Consider the following 15663-nt stretch of genomic DNA (forward strand, 5'->3'; position numbering starts at 1 on the left):
GGCCTTCCTGCATCACTACAATCACCACCGACCCCACTCAGCAATCGGTGGCCTACCACCCATCACCAGGTTGACCAACGTCCCTGGACAGCACAGCTAGGCGGCGCGGTCAGCGCTCCAGGATCGCGACGACACCCTGGCCGCCGGCGGCGCAGATGGAGATCAGGCCCCGGCCCGAGCCCTTCTGGGCCAGCAGCTTGGCCAGGGTCGCCACGATGCGGCCGCCGGTGGCCGCGAAGGGGTGGCCGGCGGCCAGCGAGGAGCCGTTGACGTTGAGCTTGGCCCGGTCGATCGAGCCGAGCGGGGCGTCCAGGCCCAGGCGCTGTTCGGCGAACTCGGGCGACTCCCACGCGGCCAGGGTGGCCAGGACCTGCGAGGCGAAGGCCTCGTGGATCTCGTAGTAGTCGAAGTCCTGCAAGGTCAGGCCGTTGCGGGCCAGCAGGCGGGGCACCGCGTAGGCCGGGGCCATCAGCAGGCCCTCGTCGCCGTGCACGTAATCGACGGCGGCGGTCTCGGAGTCGACCAGGTAGGCCTGGACCGGCAGGTGGTGCTCGGCCGCCCACTCCTCGGAGCCGAGCAGGACCGTGGAGGCGCCGTCGGTCAGCGGGGAGGAGTTGCCGGCGGTCATCGTGCCGTTCTCGCCGCCGAAGACCGGCTTGAGCCTGGCCAGCTTGTCCAGGCTGGTGTCGGCGCGCAGGTTCTGGTCGCGGGTCAGCCCCAGACAGGGCGTGACCAGGTCGTCGAAGAACCCCTTGTCGTACGCCGCGGCCAGCCGCTGGTGGGAGGCGAGGGCCAGCTCGTCCTGGGCCTGGCGGTCGACGTGCCAGCGGACGGCGGTGATGGCGGCGTGCTCGCCCATGGACAGGCCGGTGCGGGGCTCGGCGTTGCGGGGCACGTCCGGCTTGAAGGCCAGCAGGGGGTTGAGCTTGGCCAGCACCTTCAGCCGGTCGCCGAGCGAGCGGGCCCGGTTCAGCTCGAGCAGCGTACGGCGCAGGTCGTCGTTGAGCTGCAGCGGCGCGTCCGAGGTGGTGTCGACACCGCCGGCCACACCCGCGTCGATCTGGCCCAGCGCGATCTTGTTGCCGACCAGGATCGCCGTCTCGAGCCCGGTGCCGCAGGCCTGCTGCACGTCGTACGCCGGGGTGGTGGGATCGAGGCGCGAACCCAGCACCACCTCGCGGGTCAGGTTGAAGTCGCGGGAGTGCTTGAGCACCGCGCCCGCGACCACCTCGCCCAGCCGTTGCCCGGCCAGCCCGTACCGGGCCACCAGGCCGTCGAGGGCGGCGGTGAGCATGTCCTGGTTCGACGCCCGGGCGTACTTGCCGTTCGACCGGGCGAACGGGATCCGGTTGCCGCCCAGCACCGCGACCTTGCGTGGCACGGTTGCCTCCTTGGATGTCGCCTAGCTACCGATCAGTAGGCTACCAACGTGGGCGCCGAGTAGGCTGCGGCCCATGGGTGACAGGTACGCGAGTTTCGCGAACTCCGGTCCGGGCCGGACCCTCGTCAAGCGCCTCGGGCTGCCCGATCCGCCGCGGCTGCGCCGATACCGGGCGGGCGACCCGATCGCGGCGGGACCGGTGCTGCTCGGCGGTGCTCCGGGCGGGCGGCTCGGCGAGGAGATTCGCAAGGTCCTTTCCGGTACGGGGACCGAGGTGCTCGACGCCGCGGCCGGTCCGCACGGTGCGCTGGTGTTCGACGCCACCGGCATCACCAGCACGGCGGCCCTGAGCGAGCTGTTCGACTTCTTCCATCCGAACGCGCGCTCGCTGGCCCGCTCGGGCCGGGTGATCGTGCTCGGCACCCCGCCCGCCGAGACCGGCTCCGCGCGCGAGGCGACGGCCCAGCGCGCCCTCGAGGGGCTGACCCGCAGCATCGGCAAGGAGTTCGGCCGGGGCATCACCAGCCAGCTCGTGTACGTGTCGCCGGGCGGCGAGACCGCCGTCGAGTCGACGATCCGCTTCCTGCTGAGCGGCCGTTCGGCGTACGTCTCCGGCCAGGTCATCACGATCGGCGCCGGAACGCCGCCGGCCCCGGCCGACTGGGAACGGCCCCTGGCCGGCAAGACGGCGCTGGTCACGGGCGCGGCGCGGGGCATCGGGCCGGCGATCGCCCGGGTCCTCGCGCGCGACGGCGCCGAGGTGATCGCCCTGGACGTGCCGGCGGCCGGCGACGCTCTGGCCGGGGTGGCCAACGACGTACGCGGACGGGCTCTGCAGTTGGATCTCACCGCGGCCGGGGCGGGGGAGCGGCTGGCGTCCTACCTGAGCGGCCCGCTGGACATCATCGTCCACAACGCGGGCATCACCCGCGACCGCACGATCGCCAAGATGGACGCCGGCGGCTGGGGGAGCGTCCTGTCGGTCAACCTGGTCGCGCCCGAGCGGATCAACGAGGTGCTTCTGGAGCGCGGCCTCCTCCGTACCGGAGCCAAGATCGTCGGGGTGTCCTCGATCGCCGGGATCGCCGGCAACCGCGGGCAGACGAACTACGCGACCAGCAAGGCGGGCGTGATCGGACTGGTCCAGTCGACGGCTCCGGCGCTGCTGGAGAAGGGCATCACGATCAACGCGGTGGCGCCCGGCTTCATCGAGACGGCGATGACCGCGAAGATGCCGCTGACGCTGCGCGAGGCCGGCCGCCGGATGAACAGCATGTCCCAGGGCGGCTTGCCGGTCGACGTGGCCGAGACGATCGCGTGGTTCGCCTCGCCCGGCTCCGGGACCGTCACCGGCAACGTGGTGCGGGTCTGCGGGCAGAGCCTGCTGGGGGCGTGACGCCATGGCCGTCGAGGAGCTGACATCCGACCCGGCCGGCAACACCCTGCGGGCGGCCCTGGGGTTGCTTCCGCGCGAGCGGCGCACCTCGTTGCCCGACCTGGAACTCGTCCGGCGGGGCGTGCCCATCGACCGCGATCACCTTGCCCGCTACGACCGGGTGTGCGGATTCCGGCTGTCCGACACCGTTCCGGCGACCTATCCGCACGTGCTGGCGTTTCCGCTCGCGATGCGGTTGATGACGGCGCCGGACTTTCCCTTCTCGGCCATCGGGCTGGTGCACATCGCCAACCGGATCACGGTGTCCCGGCCCGTCTCGGCCGATGACGTTCTTGATTTCTCGGTACGGGCGGCCGGCCTGCGGCCACATCCACGCGGGCAGCAGGTGGACGTGGTCGTCTCCGCCTCTGCCGGTAGCTCCGTGGTGTGGTCGGCCGTGTCGACGTACCTGTCCAAGACGTCGTTCTCCGGCTCTTCCCGGTCCTCCGAGCGTTCCTTCCCCGCCGCTTCGGCCGTGTGGCGCGTGCCCGCCGCCGTCGGGGGCTCCTATGCCGCGGTGAGCGGGGACCGGAATCCGATTCACACGTCCCGGATCGGGGCGCGGCTGTTCGGATTCCAGCGGCCGATCGCGCACGGGATGTGGAGTCTGGCCCGCTGTCTGGCGTTCTTCGAGGGGCGGCTGCCGGGCGCGTACACCGTGGACGTGGCCTTCAAACAGCCGATCCTGCTGCCGTCCACGGTGTCGTTGCACGCCTCGCCTTCTCGGGAATTCGAGCTGTACGGCAAGCGTCCCCATCTTGTGGGCCAAGTTACCCCTGAGTAGGGTTGCCCTCGTGGAGTTCTGGCTCGATCTCAACGAAGAGCAAAACGACCTGCGTGAATGGGTGCACGGTTTCGCCGCCGGCGTCATCCGGCCCGCCGCCGCCGAATGGGACGAGCGCGAGGAATTCCCCTGGCCCGTCCTCCAGGAGGCTGCGAAGATCGGGCTGTACGGCTTCGAGTTCCTGGTGAACACGTGGGCCGACATGGCCGGGCTGTCCCTGCCGATCGCCAACGAGGAACTGTTCTGGGGCGACGGCGGCATCGGGATGGCCATTTCCGGCACGTCGCTGGCGGTGGCGGCCATCTATGGGTCGGGCACGCCGGAACAGCTCGTCGAATGGGTGCCGCAGTGTTTCGGCGACGCCTCCGCGCCCGCCGTCGGCGCCTTTTGCACGACCGAGCCCGCGGCCGGTTCCGACGTGGGCGCCATGCGGACCCGGGCCGTCTATTCCGAGGCCACCGACGAGTGGATTCTCAACGGCCAGAAGGCGTACGCCACCAATGGCGGCATCGCCGACGTGCACGTCGTGACGGCCTCGGTCGACCCGGCACTCGGCTCGCGGGGACAGGCGGCGTTCATCGTGCCGCCCGGCACGCCCGGGCTGGCCGCGTCGCGCAAACTGAAGAAGCTGGGGCTGCGGGCGTCACACACGGCCGATGTGTTCCTCGACGACGTGCGGGTGCCCGGGTCGTGCCTGCTCGGCGGCAAAGAAGCGCTGGACGAACGGCTCGCCCGGGCGCGAGCGGGCCAGAAAGCGTCCCGGCAGGCGGCGATGCGCACGTTCGAACTGTCCCGCCCGGCGGTCGGCGCGCAGGCGATCGGGATAGCGCGGGCGGCGTACGAGTACGCGCTCGACTACGCGAAGGACCGGGTCCAGTTCGGGCGGCCGATCGTGGAGAACCAGGCGGTCGCGTTCGCCCTGGCCGACATGAAGACCGAGATCGACGCGGCCCGGCTGCTCGTGTGGCGGGCGGCGTGGATGGGCCGCAACGACAAGCCGTTCGAGGCGGGCGAGGGCTCGATGTCGAAGCTGAAGGCGGGCGAGGTCGCGGTCGCGGTGACGGAGAAGGCGGTGCAGATCCTGGGCGGGGCGGGCTACCTGCGCGACCACCCGGTGGAACGCATGTACCGGGACGCGAAGATCTACACCATCTTCGAGGGCACGTCGGAGATCCAGCGCCTGGTCATCTCCCGCGCGATCACCGGCATGCAGATCCGCTGATGTTCGTCGCCCGCACGATGGCCCGGCGGGGCCTGCTGAACCCCGGCCACCCCGGACGGATCGTGCGGCAGTTCGCGGCCCTGGGCCGCTGGGGCTTCGGCCTGGCGGGCGAACTGAGGCAGGCGGCGGCGCGCAGCCCCGGGCGGGTCGCGGTGATCGACGACCGGGGCCCGACGACGTACGGGGAACTGCTGGCCCGCTCGTCCCGGTTGGCGGCGGCGCTGCCGTTCGGCCCGGGCGACCGGGTCGGCCTGCTGCGCCGCAACTCAGCCTCGATGATCGAGACCCTGATGGCGATCACCCAGCTGGGCGCCGATCCGGTGCTGATGAACACGGGACTGTCGGGCCCGCAGTTGGCCGCCGTCATCGACGACCAGCAGCTGAACGGCCTGATCCACGACGACGAGTTCGCTCCGCTCCTGGCCGCCGCGCCACCGGCGTGCGTTTTCCTGGGCGAGGCGGACGTCGAAAGGCGGGCCGGGCGGGCGAGTGGTCGGCGGCCTCGGCTGCGACCGCCGGTGCGGGCCGGGCGGACCATCGTGCTGACGTCGGGGACCACGGGTACGCCCAAAGGGGCTCGGCGGCCCACGCCGGGTGGGTTCTCGCCGCTGTGCTCGATCATCGACCGGATTCCGTTGCGGGCCGGAATGCGGATGCTGATCGCCGCCCCTCTCTTCCACACCTGGGGATTCGCCGCTCTTCAGATCGCCATCGCGCTCCGGGCGACGGTCGTTCTGCGCCGGCGGTTCGAGCCGGCGGACGCGCTGGACACGGTCGTCCGGGAGAACTGCGCCGCCCTTGTCGGCGTACCCGTGATGGTTCAGCAGTTCATGGAACAGCCGGCGCGGGAACTGCCGCTCCGTGTGGTGGCCGTCAGCGGGTCGGCGCTGCCCGGTGGGCTGGCCACGCGTTTCATGGATCGGTACGGCGACGTCCTCTACAACCTGTACGGGTCGACCGAGGCGTCCTGGGCGTCGATCGCCACCCCGGCCGACATGCGGGCGGCGCCGTCGACGGCGGGGCGGCCGCCGCACGGCACGGTGGTTCGGGTGCTCGACGACGACGGGAAACCGGTGCCGGCCGGAACGCCGGGGCGGCTCTTCGTGGGGAACGAGATGCTGTTCGAGGGCTACACCAACGCCTCCTCCGGTGATGTCCGCGACGGGCTGTTGGCCACCGGCGATCTGGGGCACCTGGACGAGGCGGGCCGGGTCTTCATCGACGGCCGCGCCGACGACATGATCGTGTCGGGCGGCGAGAACGTCTTCCCGTCCGAGGTGGAGAACCTGCTGGCCGACCTTCCGCAGGTACGGGAGGTCGCGGTGATCGGTGTGCCCGACGAGAAGTACGGGCAGCGCCTCGCCGCCTACGTGGTCGCCCGGGACGGCGCCGCCCTGGACGAGGACGCGGTGCGTGACCATGTGCGGGCGCATCGCGCTCGTTTCTGCGTACCCAGGGATGTGGTTTTTCTCGGCGCCCTTCCCCGCAACGCCACCGGCAAGGTTCTTACCCGCGAGCTGCCTCGTCCTTAGTCCACTTGTAGAGCGTCGACGTGGTGATCTGGTGAAATCCGCGCCGGCGCAGGATGGGTGCGCTGTCCGGGGACGCGTCGACGTGCAGCAGCCGGAAGCCGCGGGCGGCGGCCTCGCGGGCCCGGGCGGCGATCATGGCGCCGTACAGGCCGTGTCCCCGCCACTCGGGTAGTGTCGTGCCGCCCAGCAGCGCCACGAATTCGGTGCCGGGATGGTAGATCGTCCAGGCGGTGCAGACGAGCCGGCCGTCGGCCTCGGCGATGAGGATGGTGATCTGTTCGGGGTCGGCCGACACTTGGGCGTTCAGATGCTCGGCGACCCAGGAACAGTCGAACCCCCACACCGCGGTCTGCTGGTCGGCGATGCGGCGGAGGTCGTCCGCCGCGCTGACTCGGCGCAGCGCGACGCCGTCGGGCAGGACCGGTTCGGCGGCCACGTCGCCGGCGATGCCGATCAGCACGGCGAACGGGTCCTCGGGCACGAACCCGGCCGCTGACAGGCGTTCGGGGAGACTCGTCGGAAGGTCGTGGGCCCGCAGTTTCCATTCGACGCCCTCGCCCCGCGCCTGGAAGTACTCACGCTGGCGGACGATCAGCCGGTCCAGCTCAGCCCCGTCCACGCCGAGGTCGCGCGGTGTCCGTACGCGTCCCATGTGGCCGCCGACGACCCGGAGGACCGGCCCGTCCTGCTCGTACGTCATGCCGGCCGGCACGGCGCCCGGCGGCATCCGCATCTGCGCGTCGTAGGCCGCCAGGAGCGTGTCAGTATCGATCATCGTCACATAGTGCCCGATACGCCGTTCAGAAGATGTCCCATTCCCTCGCGGGACGTTCGATATTGTGCGTCGATGGATCGCACTGCTCTGGTCACGGGGGCCTCGTCGGGTATCGGACGGGCGACGGCGGTGGCGCTGGTGGCGGCCGGCTACCGGGTGTACGGCACGTCGCGCAAGCCGTCGTCGGTGGCGGATCCGGTCACCGGCGTCGAGTACCTGCCGCTGGAGCTCGACGAGCCGGACTCGATCGAGGCCTTGGCCGGGACGCTCGGCGGCGTCGACGTGCTGGTGAACAACGCGGGCGAGAGCCAGTCGGGCCCGTTCGAGGAGCTGCCGGACGAGGCCCTGCGGCGGGTCTTTCAGATCAACGTCTTCGGTCCGGTACGCCTGGCGCAACTCGCCCTGCCGGGCATGCGCTCGCGCGGATACGGGCGGGTGGTGATGGTCGGCTCGATGCTGGCCTCCTTCCCGCTGGCCTACCGTTCGTCCTACGTCGCCTCGAAAGCCGCGATCAAGGGCTTCAGCAACGGGGCGAGACATGAGTTCTCCCCGTACGGCGTCTGGCTGACCACCGTCGAACCGGGTTCCATCGCCACCGGCATCAGCGAACGCCGCACCGTGTACGGCGAACCGGATTCCCCGTACCGCCGGCGCTTCGAGACGATGCTCGCCGCCCTCGACCGCAACGAGCGGGCCGGCACCTCACCCGAGCGCGTGGCCCAGACCATCCTGAAGGCGATCGCGGCTCCCCGGCCCCGCCAGCGCTACGCGGTCGGCAGCAACGCCCCGCTGGTGTTCGCGCTCCGCCGTGCCGTCCCGGCCTCACTGGCCGAGCGCCTCACCCACCGCCGCCACGACCTGTCCACATGACGACGCCGCGGTCACCTTTCGGGCCACGGCTGTGGCGGCTGCTGGCCGTACGCCGGCCGGACGCCACGACGGTGATGGAGGAGATGGTGGCCGCTCTCGCCGGGGAGGCGGGCGTGGCCGAGGCCGAGCTGCGGGCCGTCGTCGACGGGGCCGGGCCGAGTCCGGAGCTGCTGGAACGGCTGGCGCCGGCGGTGCGCATCGCGCCGGCGGACCTCTACACCGTCGCGGGGCTGCCGGTCCCGCCGGAAGAGGCGTCGGCTCTGCCCACCAAGCCGTGGGATGTGGGGCATCTCCTGCGCGCGGCGGCTCGGCTCGACCGGGAGCGGATCGCGGAGATCGACGAGCTGGTCCGGGCGATGCCACCGCGACCGCGGGCCGAGCCGGCGGAGGAGCCCGGCTTTCCCGAGTCGGCGGGGTCGATGCTCGTGCGGCTGGCGGGGAACCGGAACATCAAGCCGCACAACGCGCGCGTGCTGCTCGAGGTGGGCGGCGGGCCGTACGTCTCCGACTCGACCATCTGGATGCTCGGGGCGGGGAGGGTCGTGGTGACCCCGCTCTACGTGACGGCCTTCGCGCACCTGCTCGGATACGACCCCGGAGAACTGGTCGCGCTGGCCGGGGTGGGGCCGGTCGCCGAACAGGCCCGGCCGCACCCCGAGCACGCGGCGCTGGCCGCGCTCGCCTGGAACGCCCGGCGGCTCACCGGCGACCAGCTCCGACAGGCGCTGGCCGCGGCGCGCGCGGCTTGAGCCGGAGCACGGTCTTGCGCAGGAACGGGTCGGTGACCGAGGAACGCCAGGCCGCCGAGCCGGCGGGGGTGGCCAGGTAGCGGCGGACGGCCGGGGCCGGGCCGTGGCGGAACGGGGCGTGGCCCTCGTGGCCGCGGGTCAGGTGGTGGTGGGGGTGGGTTTCCGGCTCGTCGTCGGCGCACGTCACCAGCTCGCCCGAGCGGACCAGGGCCAGCACGTCGGACTCGAAGGTGGCCCACGCGCGGCCCGGCGACGGCCACCGCACGAGGTGGCTGGCCGAGGAGGTCACCGAGGCGGCCCAGGCCGCGTAGACCTCCTCGACCAGCAGCGGGCGGGTCGCGCCGGACACCGCGCGGAGGATGAAAGGGGCATAGCCGATGCGCTCGAACTCCACTGTGAACATGGCCCTGATTCTTCCCGGGGGGTATGACATTTTTCAGGGGCGGACGGGAGCCGCGTGCCAGATGCGGTCCAGATAGTCGGCGACCGTGCGGTCGGCGGAGAAGAAGCCGGCCCGGGCCGTGTTGAGGATCGACATCGTGGTCCAGCGCTCCTGGTCGCGCCAGGCGGCGTCGACCTCGGTCTGGCAGTCGACGTACGACCGGTAGTCGGCCAGGGTCAGGTATTCGTCGCGGTCGAGCAGGGACGCCGCCACCTCGTGGCCCACCCCGCCGAAGGCGCCGGCCTGGACGGCGTCGAGGGCGGCCCGCAGCTCGTCGTCACTGTGGTAGTGGTCGCGGGGCTGGTAGGCGTCGGAGCGCAGGGCGAGCGCGGCCGGCGCGTCCAGGCCGAACAGGAAGAAGTTGTCGGCGCCGACCCGGTCGCGGATCTCGATGTTGGCGCCGTCGAGGGTGCCGATGGTGAGGGCGCCGTTCAGGGTGAGCTTCATGTTGCCCGTACCGGAAGCCTCTTTTCCGGCCATGGAGATCTGCTCGCTCAGGTCGGCGGCCGGAATGATGTGCTCGGCCAGCGTGATGTTGTAGTTGGCCGGGAAGACCACGCGCAGCAGGCCCGCCGTGGCCGGGTCCGCGTTGACGACGGTGGCCACCGCGTTGATCAGGTGGATGATGTTCTTGGCCGCCTGATAGGCGGGCGCCGCCTTGCCGCCGAACAGGACCGTTCGCGGTACGCCGTCGTAGCCGCCCGCCTTGATCCGGTGATACAGCGTGATCACGTGAAGCAGCTTGAGTTGCTGGCGCTTGTACTCGTGGAAGCGCTTGATCATGACGTCCATCAGCGCGTCCGGGTCGCCCAGCCCGAGGGCCGCCTTGGCCGCCCGTTTCACGTCACGCCACTGCTCGCGGAACGAGGCGTCGTCCGTCAGGGCCGCCAGGCCCTCCAGAAGAGACAGGTCGGTGAGCCATCGGTCGCCGCCGAGCCCGGACGAAATCAGCGCGGACAGTCCCGGGTTGGCCAAGCGGACGAATCGCCGAGGAGAAACGCCATTCGTCACATTGGCGAAGCGGGACGGCCACAGGTCGTGGAAATCCCGCAGAACGGTCGAGGACAGCAGCTGCGTGTGCAACTCGGCCACCCCGTTGGTCATGGCGGTGCCGGTGACGGCGAGATTGGCCATGCGGACGAGGCGAGCCGGCTCCTCCTGAATGAGCGACATCCGCCGTACCCGATCGAGGTCGTCGGGAAAGCGTGACCGAACCTCGTCGAGAAGACCGGCATTGATCAGATAGATGATTTCCAGATGGCGGGGCAGGAGGTGGCCCAGCATGTCCACCGGCCATGTCTCGAGCGCTTCCGGCAGCAGCGTGTGACACGTGTAGTTGAACGTTCGGCGGACCAGCGACCAGGCGTACTGCCAATCGAGGCCCTCCTCGTCGACCAGCAGCCGCATCAGCTCCGGGATGGCCAGCACCGGGTGGGTGTCGTTGAGCTGAATCGCCGTCTTGTCGGGGAACGTGTCCCAGTCCGCGTTGCGGATGTGGAAGCGGCGGACGATGTCCCGCAGCGAGCAGGAGACCAGGAAGTACTGTTGCTTGAGACGCAGCTCGCGCCCCGACGCCGTACTGTCGTCCGGGTAGAGGACCTTGCTGATGTTCTCGGCGCGCACCGCGTCCTGCACGGCTTCCGCGTACTGCCCGGCCGAGAAGCGCGTCAGGTCGAACGAGGCCCGGTGGGCGCGAGCGCGCCACAGCCGTACGATATTGACCGTCGTCGTCCCGTATCCCGGCACCAGCAAATGGCTCGGCTCGCCGAGGACGACCTCGCCCGGAATCCAGGCGCGACGGCCGTCCCTCTCCTCGACATGACCGTAAAAGCCCACCGTCTGGACGTCGTCCGGCGCGGGGAACTCCCACGGGTCGCCCTGGAACGCCCAGTCGTCGGGCCGCTCGACCTGCCGCCCGTCCTGGAATTCCTGGCGGAAGATGCCCAGGTCGTAGCGGATGCCGTAACCCACCGCGGGAATGTCCATCGTGGCCAGCGAGTCGAGCAGGCAGGCCGCGAGCCGCCCCAGGCCACCATTGCCGAGGCCCGGCTCGACATCGAGCGCGGCGATCTCGTCCGGCGCGAAACCGCACGCCTCCAAGGCCTGGCGCGCGGCCTCGCCCGTACCCGAATACAGCAGATTCTGTTCCAGTTGCGGCCCGAGCAGATATTCGGCGCTCAGGTAATAGACCCACCGGGGATTGCTCTCGTATTGCGCCGCCGCGGTCCGGGCGCGGCGTTCGGCCAGGCGGTCCCGCACGGTCAGGGCCAAGGTCTCGTACGCGTCCTGCGCGCTCGCCGATTCCACGGTCGTGCCGCGCCGGTAGTACAGATTGCTCAGCAGATCCCGCCGGAATTCGCCGGGCGTGGTGCCGAGCGACCGAATTTCCACCCCGTTACGAAGGTCCATGCGTGCACCTTGCCCGAATCAGGTTTCCGGCAGTTGTCGCATTGCCGACGCCAGGGCGGCCCCGACCTGTGTGCGCAGCCACAGGTGCCCGGGATCGGTGTCGTAGCGCTGATGCCACACGCCGATGATCGGCACATCCGGCACGGCCACCGGCAGCGGCACGGTGACCAGGCCGAACGCCGCGATCAGCGGGCGGCTAAGGCCGAGCGGAAGGGTCAACAGGCAGTCACTGCGGCTGATCACCTGGGCCGCCGCCGCCACCGTGCCGACCGAGGCCAGCACGCGCCGGCGCAGGCCGTGCGTGGCGAGGATCTCGTCGACCGGGTCGGCCAGGCGGCCCCGGCGCGAGACGAGCACATGCGGTTTCGCGGCGAACCGCTGAAGATCAATTGCTGGGGTGTACGGATGTGAGCGCCCCATCGCCACCACCAGCTGGTCGTGCCCGTAGGTCTCGGAACGCAGCTCCGGCGACACGGGGAGGCCGGCCCCGACCTCCAGGTCGACGCGCCCGTGCCGCAGGTCGTCGGTGTCGATCGCGGTCTCGGCCAGGAAGCGCAACCGCACGCCGGGTGCCTGCTCGTCCACGACTTGGAGCAGGGGCGCGGCGAGGGCCGTGGCGAGGGTGTCGTGGCAGCGCAGGGTGAAGGTGCGCTCGAGGGTGGCCAGGTCGAGCTCGCGGCTCGGGGCCAGCACCTGATGGGCCTGCTGGACCAGGTCGCGCACCTGATCCCGGACGGCGAGGGCGTACGGCGTGGGGGTCATCGTCCGCCCGGTGCGCACCAGGATGTCGTCGCCGGTGTGCCGCCGGAGACGCCCCAGCGTGCGGCTGAGGGCGGGCGGGGAGAGCCGCAACCGGCCGGCGGCGCCGGTGACGCTGCCCTCCTCGAGCAGCGCGTCGAGGGCGGTCAGCAGGTTCAGATCTAGTTGCATGGCGGTAAATCATAGACTAACAAGAGTGCACTGGACTTAACTGAGCCACGGCCCGAAGCTCGACACATGACAAACGAACTCCTTGCCGTAGTCACCGACGCCGTCCGCCAGGCCGGAGCCCGCCTGCTCACCCGCTACTCCGCCTCGGCCCGGCCCGCCGATCTCCAGGAGCTCGTGGCGGCCGTCCGAGCCAACGACGGCGCCGTGGCCGGCCTGCTCCGCCCGGTGCTGACGGCGGCGCTGCCCGGGTCCCGGTGGGAGGAGGACGAGCACGCCACCGGCCCGATGCCCGACGGTGACTGGTGGGTGGCCGACCCGGTCGGTGGCAACGTCAACGCGGTCCACGGCATGACCGACTGGAACATCGGCGTCAGCCTGGTCCGCGACGGCCGGCCGCGGTTGGCGGTGCTGTACGTCCCGCTCACCGGCGACCTGTTCACCGCGGTGGCCGGCGAGGGCGCGCGGCTCAACGGCGCACCGCTGCGCGTGTCGGCCAAACAGGACCTGGCGGCCGCGCTGGTCGGGACCGGCCAGGCCAAACCGGGACGCGACGCCGCGGCCGCCGCCCGGGTGGGCGCCGGGATAGCGGCGATGATGAGCGAGGCGCTGTACGTGCGGATGTCCGTCCCGGTCACCCATGAACTGGCCCAGCTCGCCGCCGGCCGGATGGACGCGGTGTGGCAGTTCGACAACGTCCGCTCGCACATCGGCCCGCTCCTGCTCGTCCGTGAGGCCGGCGGTGTGGTCACCGACCTGGACGGCCGTCCCTGGGAGATCACCAGCAGTGGCTACCTGGCCGCCGCCCCGTCCCTGCACGCGGCGGCGCTCGCCGCGCTGAGCGCCCCCGGCATCGACGGTGTGGCGGGCCGCGCCGTGGCCGGTGGGGTGAGGTGAGCATGCGGATCGCGGTGCTCGGCGCGACCGGGGCGGTCGGGTCGCTGCTGGTGGAGACAGGGCTCGCACGAGGACTGGAGGTCACGGCGCTGGCGCGTGACCCCGCCCGCGTGCCGGCCCGGCCCGGCCTGACCGCCGTGGCGGCCGACGTGCACGACCCGGCGTCGATTGCCCGTGCCGTCGAGGGAGCCGACGTGCTCGTCTCCGGCCTCGGGATGCCGAAGGGTGACCTGCCCGGGGTGCTGACCGCCGGGGCCAAGGCCGTGGTGGCCTCCGGCGTGGGGCGGATCGTCTGGCTCGGCGCTCTCGGCACCGGCCCGTCGGCTGCGGCGGCTGGTGCTCTCACACGAGGGCTGCTGGCCCTGGTCATGCGGGCCGAGATCCCGGACAAGGTCGCGGCGGACGCGGCCGTCCTGGCCGCCGGGGGCACGCTCTTCCACGTCGGCCCGCTGGCCGGCGGGACGGCGGAGCACCACACTTTCCCACTGGAGGACATGCCGCGCCGCTTCTTCCCGGCGCGGGTGAGCCGAGCGGCGGTGGCCGCCGCCATGACCGACGAGGCGATCCGGCCTCGCTTCCCGGGCCGCGTCATCGTCACGGCCAACGGCTGAGCGTCCGGGGATGCTCCGATGGATCCCAAGCAAGATTGTCAGCCGTGCCGAGCTGGTGCGTCGTTACATGAAGTCGCAGGTGCGGGGCTCACAGCGCAGGCGCCCGAGCACGACCGGTAGAGGGCGGCGTCGGCGTGCCGGTCGCCGCCGCAGAGCTCGGCGCGCGCGGCTGAGGAGGTGAGCCGGTCGTGGTTCTCCCCGGCGCTGACCTATAGCTGCCCGGCGATCTCGGCGCCGACGCCGTTGGCGGCCGTCAGGCTGGGGCTGATCGCCGTGACGAGGAGGTCAGGTCGGTATGCCGGGGCCGTGAACTGTTGAGTGCCAGCACTCGCCGATCGGGTGTCGGCGTACGGCTAAGACTGGCTCTGGCAAGATTTTCGTAGCGGGAGATCGTTACGACCTGGGGATCAATAGTGGTGGTTGTTGAGGGTTGGAGGTGCTTGAGTCTGGTTCAGGCTTTGCCGGTCTCGGGGAACGCCGCGGGCGGGCGGTAGGCTCGCCGGAGTGCGCATTCTCTTCACTTTCATCGGCGGCAGTGGGCATTTCCGGCCACTTATCCCATTTGCTCGTGCGGCGCGGGCCGCTGGTCACACTGTGGCCGTGGCGGGCTCCGGGGGCCGGTACGAGGAGATCACGGCGGCGGGCTTCACGGCGTTGCGCACCAGCGAACCGAAGCCGCGGCCCGCCGACGAGCCCGAGCAACGTCTGGAGCCAGTCGACCTGGCCCGCGAGGAGCAGGTCCTTCGCGACTCGTTCGCCGGCCGGGGTGCGCGCCGCCATGCCAAGGCGATCCGGGAGATCGCGCTTGAGTACAAGCCGGACGTCATCGTGCGCGACGAGATCGACTTCGGCTCGGCGATCGCCGCGGAGACACTCGGTATCCCGTGTGTGAATGTCATTGTGCTGCTGGCGGGGGGCTTGGCCCGCAAGGAGGTCATCCTCGACCCGGTCTCTGCGTTGCGTGCCGAGTACGGGCTGGTACCCGACCCCGAGCTGACCCGGCTCAACGGCCAACTGGTCATCATGCCCGCACCGCCGAGCCTGCGCGATCCGCGCCACCCGCTGCCGCAAAGTACCTTCTGGTGCGCGCCAGGCAACCGCGTCCCGCGGCGAACGCACACAGCCGGCAAGCCCTTGATCTACTTCACGCTCGGGACGCTCGATACACACCGCGAGGTCTTCGAACGCGTGCTCGCCGGGCTTCGCGACCTACCGGTCCGCGTGGTGACGACAGTGGGGCGGCGGCTCGATCCCGCATCGTTCGGACCGCAGCCGGAGCACGTGCGCATCGAGCAGTTCATCCCGCAGCAGGAAATCCTGGCCGAAGCAGACCTCGTGATCGCACATGGCGGGTCCGGCACCCTCATCGGCTCGCTCGCCCACGGCATTCCCTCCGTGCTACTCCCGATGGGCGCCGACCAGCCGCACAACACGAGGCGCTGCGTCGAACTCGGCACGGCGCTGGAGCTTGACCCGGTGACGTTCACGCCCCAGGACGCAGCCCGCGCTGCAGCTACCTTGCTGCACGAGGACTCATACCGGCTCGCCGCACAGCAGATCCAGGATGAGATCAACGCTCTGCCACTGCCTGCGCAGGCGCTCGGCATGATTGAGGCGCTCGCTTAACGA

At 71.0% G+C, this 15663-nt stretch carries 14 protein-coding genes and 1 pseudogene; 10 read left to right on the forward strand and 5 right to left on the reverse strand.

What is annotated here, in order from left to right; genetic code table 11:
- On the forward strand, positions 1–100 hold a 100-nt coding region (locus tag AB0C26_RS18540), incomplete at its 5' end, for an integrase core domain-containing protein (RefSeq protein WP_139338199.1).
- A gap of 9 nt (positions 101–109) precedes the next feature.
- Here AB0C26_RS18540 and AB0C26_RS18545 read toward each other — a convergent pair.
- Positions 110–1402, reverse strand: a pseudogene (locus AB0C26_RS18545) (acetyl-CoA C-acetyltransferase); the annotation flags it as partial.
- Positions 1403–1454: 52 nt separating this feature from the next.
- Here AB0C26_RS18545 and AB0C26_RS18550 point away from each other — a divergent pair.
- From AB0C26_RS18550 to AB0C26_RS18565, 4 genes are read left to right on the forward strand one after another with little or no spacing between them, the layout of a single operon-like run.
- On the forward strand, positions 1455–2777 hold the full coding sequence (locus tag AB0C26_RS18550; protein WP_360248359.1) for a 3-oxoacyl-ACP reductase: 1323 nt from the start codon (positions 1455–1457) through the stop codon (positions 2775–2777).
- A gap of 4 nt (positions 2778–2781) precedes the next feature.
- Positions 2782–3600, forward strand: coding sequence for a MaoC/PaaZ C-terminal domain-containing protein (locus tag AB0C26_RS18555; RefSeq protein WP_360248361.1), 819 nt, complete (start codon positions 2782–2784; stop codon positions 3598–3600).
- Between the two features lie 10 nt (positions 3601–3610).
- Positions 3611–4822 carry an acyl-CoA dehydrogenase family protein gene (locus AB0C26_RS18560; RefSeq protein ID WP_360248363.1) on the forward strand — a complete coding sequence of 404 codons (1212 nt, stop codon included), beginning with the start codon at positions 3611–3613 and terminating at the stop codon, positions 4820–4822.
- Positions 4822–6354: an AMP-binding protein gene (locus tag AB0C26_RS18565; protein WP_360248365.1), complete on the forward strand. Its 1533-nt coding sequence runs from the start codon at positions 4822–4824 to the stop codon at positions 6352–6354. The genes AB0C26_RS18560 and AB0C26_RS18565 overlap by 1 nt, the downstream gene beginning before the upstream one ends.
- On the opposite strand, the gene AB0C26_RS18570 is transcribed toward AB0C26_RS18565, so the two are convergent.
- Complete coding sequence (locus AB0C26_RS18570) at positions 6329–7129, reverse strand: GNAT family N-acetyltransferase (protein ID WP_360248367.1); 801 nt, start codon at positions 7127–7129, stop codon at positions 6329–6331. The two genes, AB0C26_RS18565 and AB0C26_RS18570, sit on opposite strands and share 26 nt — an antisense overlap.
- A gap of 72 nt (positions 7130–7201) precedes the next feature.
- On the opposite strand from AB0C26_RS18570, the gene AB0C26_RS18575 reads away from it, so the two are divergent.
- Together AB0C26_RS18575 and AB0C26_RS18580 are read left to right on the forward strand one after the other, a co-directional pair.
- Positions 7202–7999 carry an SDR family oxidoreductase gene (locus tag AB0C26_RS18575; RefSeq protein ID WP_360248369.1) on the forward strand — a complete coding sequence of 266 codons (798 nt, stop codon included), beginning with the start codon at positions 7202–7204 and terminating at the stop codon, positions 7997–7999.
- Entirely contained in the window at positions 7996–8748 is a 753-nt protein-coding gene (locus tag AB0C26_RS18580) for a hypothetical protein (RefSeq protein WP_360248371.1), read from the forward strand. The genes AB0C26_RS18575 and AB0C26_RS18580 overlap by 4 nt, the downstream gene beginning before the upstream one ends.
- Here the strand turns inward: AB0C26_RS18580 and AB0C26_RS18585 are convergent.
- From AB0C26_RS18585 to AB0C26_RS18595, 3 genes are read right to left on the reverse strand one after another with little or no spacing between them, the layout of a single operon-like run.
- Positions 8699–9151 (reverse strand): hypothetical protein, encoded by a 453-nt coding sequence (locus AB0C26_RS18585; RefSeq protein WP_360248373.1) that lies wholly within the window; start codon positions 9149–9151, stop codon positions 8699–8701. The two genes, AB0C26_RS18580 and AB0C26_RS18585, sit on opposite strands and share 50 nt — an antisense overlap.
- Positions 9152–9184: 33 nt before the next feature.
- Complete coding sequence (locus AB0C26_RS18590; RefSeq protein ID WP_360248375.1) at positions 9185–11599, reverse strand: glycogen/starch/alpha-glucan phosphorylase; 2415 nt, start codon at positions 11597–11599, stop codon at positions 9185–9187.
- 18 nt (positions 11600–11617) lie between these two features.
- Positions 11618–12529, reverse strand: coding sequence for a LysR family transcriptional regulator (locus AB0C26_RS18595; protein ID WP_360248377.1), 912 nt, complete (start codon positions 12527–12529; stop codon positions 11618–11620).
- Between the two features lie 66 nt (positions 12530–12595).
- Here AB0C26_RS18595 and AB0C26_RS18600 point away from each other — a divergent pair, with 66 nt between their 5' ends.
- From AB0C26_RS18600 to AB0C26_RS18610, 3 genes are all read left to right on the forward strand, one after another.
- Positions 12596–13423, forward strand: a complete 828-nt coding sequence (locus AB0C26_RS18600; protein WP_360248379.1) for an inositol monophosphatase family protein — start codon at positions 12596–12598, stop codon at positions 13421–13423.
- 2 nt (positions 13424–13425) lie between these two features.
- Positions 13426–14034, forward strand: a complete 609-nt coding sequence (locus AB0C26_RS18605) for an NAD(P)H-binding protein (RefSeq protein ID WP_360249968.1) — start codon at positions 13426–13428, stop codon at positions 14032–14034.
- A 504-nt stretch (positions 14035–14538) separates the two neighbouring features.
- The gene (locus tag AB0C26_RS18610; RefSeq protein WP_360248381.1) at positions 14539–15660 is read left to right on the forward strand and encodes a glycosyltransferase; all 1122 of its coding nucleotides are present in this window, start codon (positions 14539–14541) and stop codon (positions 15658–15660) included.
- Positions 15661–15663 lie beyond the last annotated feature (3 nt).

This window comes from Actinoplanes sp. NPDC048796 (assembly GCF_040650035.1).
In the GTDB taxonomy this organism is placed as follows: Bacteria; Actinomycetota; Actinomycetes; order Mycobacteriales; family Micromonosporaceae; genus Actinoplanes.

Coding starts and splice junctions, on each gene's coding strand:
- AB0C26_RS18550 (WP_360248359.1), top strand. CDS start 1,455: ATGGGTGACAGGTACGCGAGTTTCGCGAACTCCGGTCCGGGCCGGACC.
- AB0C26_RS18555 (WP_360248361.1), top strand. CDS start 2,782: ATGGCCGTCGAGGAGCTGACATCCGACCCGGCCGGCAACACCCTGCGG.
- AB0C26_RS18565 (WP_360248365.1), top strand. CDS start 4,822: ATGTTCGTCGCCCGCACGATGGCCCGGCGGGGCCTGCTGAACCCCGGC.
- AB0C26_RS18570 (WP_360248367.1), bottom strand. CDS start 7,129: ATGATCGATACTGACACGCTCCTGGCGGCCTACGACGCGCAGATGCGG.
- AB0C26_RS18575 (WP_360248369.1), top strand. CDS start 7,202: ATGGATCGCACTGCTCTGGTCACGGGGGCCTCGTCGGGTATCGGACGG.
- AB0C26_RS18580 (WP_360248371.1), top strand. CDS start 7,996: ATGACGACGCCGCGGTCACCTTTCGGGCCACGGCTGTGGCGGCTGCTG.
- AB0C26_RS18585 (WP_360248373.1), bottom strand. CDS start 9,151: ATGTTCACAGTGGAGTTCGAGCGCATCGGCTATGCCCCTTTCATCCTC.
- AB0C26_RS18590 (WP_360248375.1), bottom strand. CDS start 11,599: ATGGACCTTCGTAACGGGGTGGAAATTCGGTCGCTCGGCACCACGCCC.
- AB0C26_RS18595 (WP_360248377.1), bottom strand. CDS start 12,529: ATGCAACTAGATCTGAACCTGCTGACCGCCCTCGACGCGCTGCTCGAG.
- AB0C26_RS18600 (WP_360248379.1), top strand. CDS start 12,596: ATGACAAACGAACTCCTTGCCGTAGTCACCGACGCCGTCCGCCAGGCC.
- AB0C26_RS18605 (WP_360249968.1), top strand. CDS start 13,426: ATGCGGATCGCGGTGCTCGGCGCGACCGGGGCGGTCGGGTCGCTGCTG.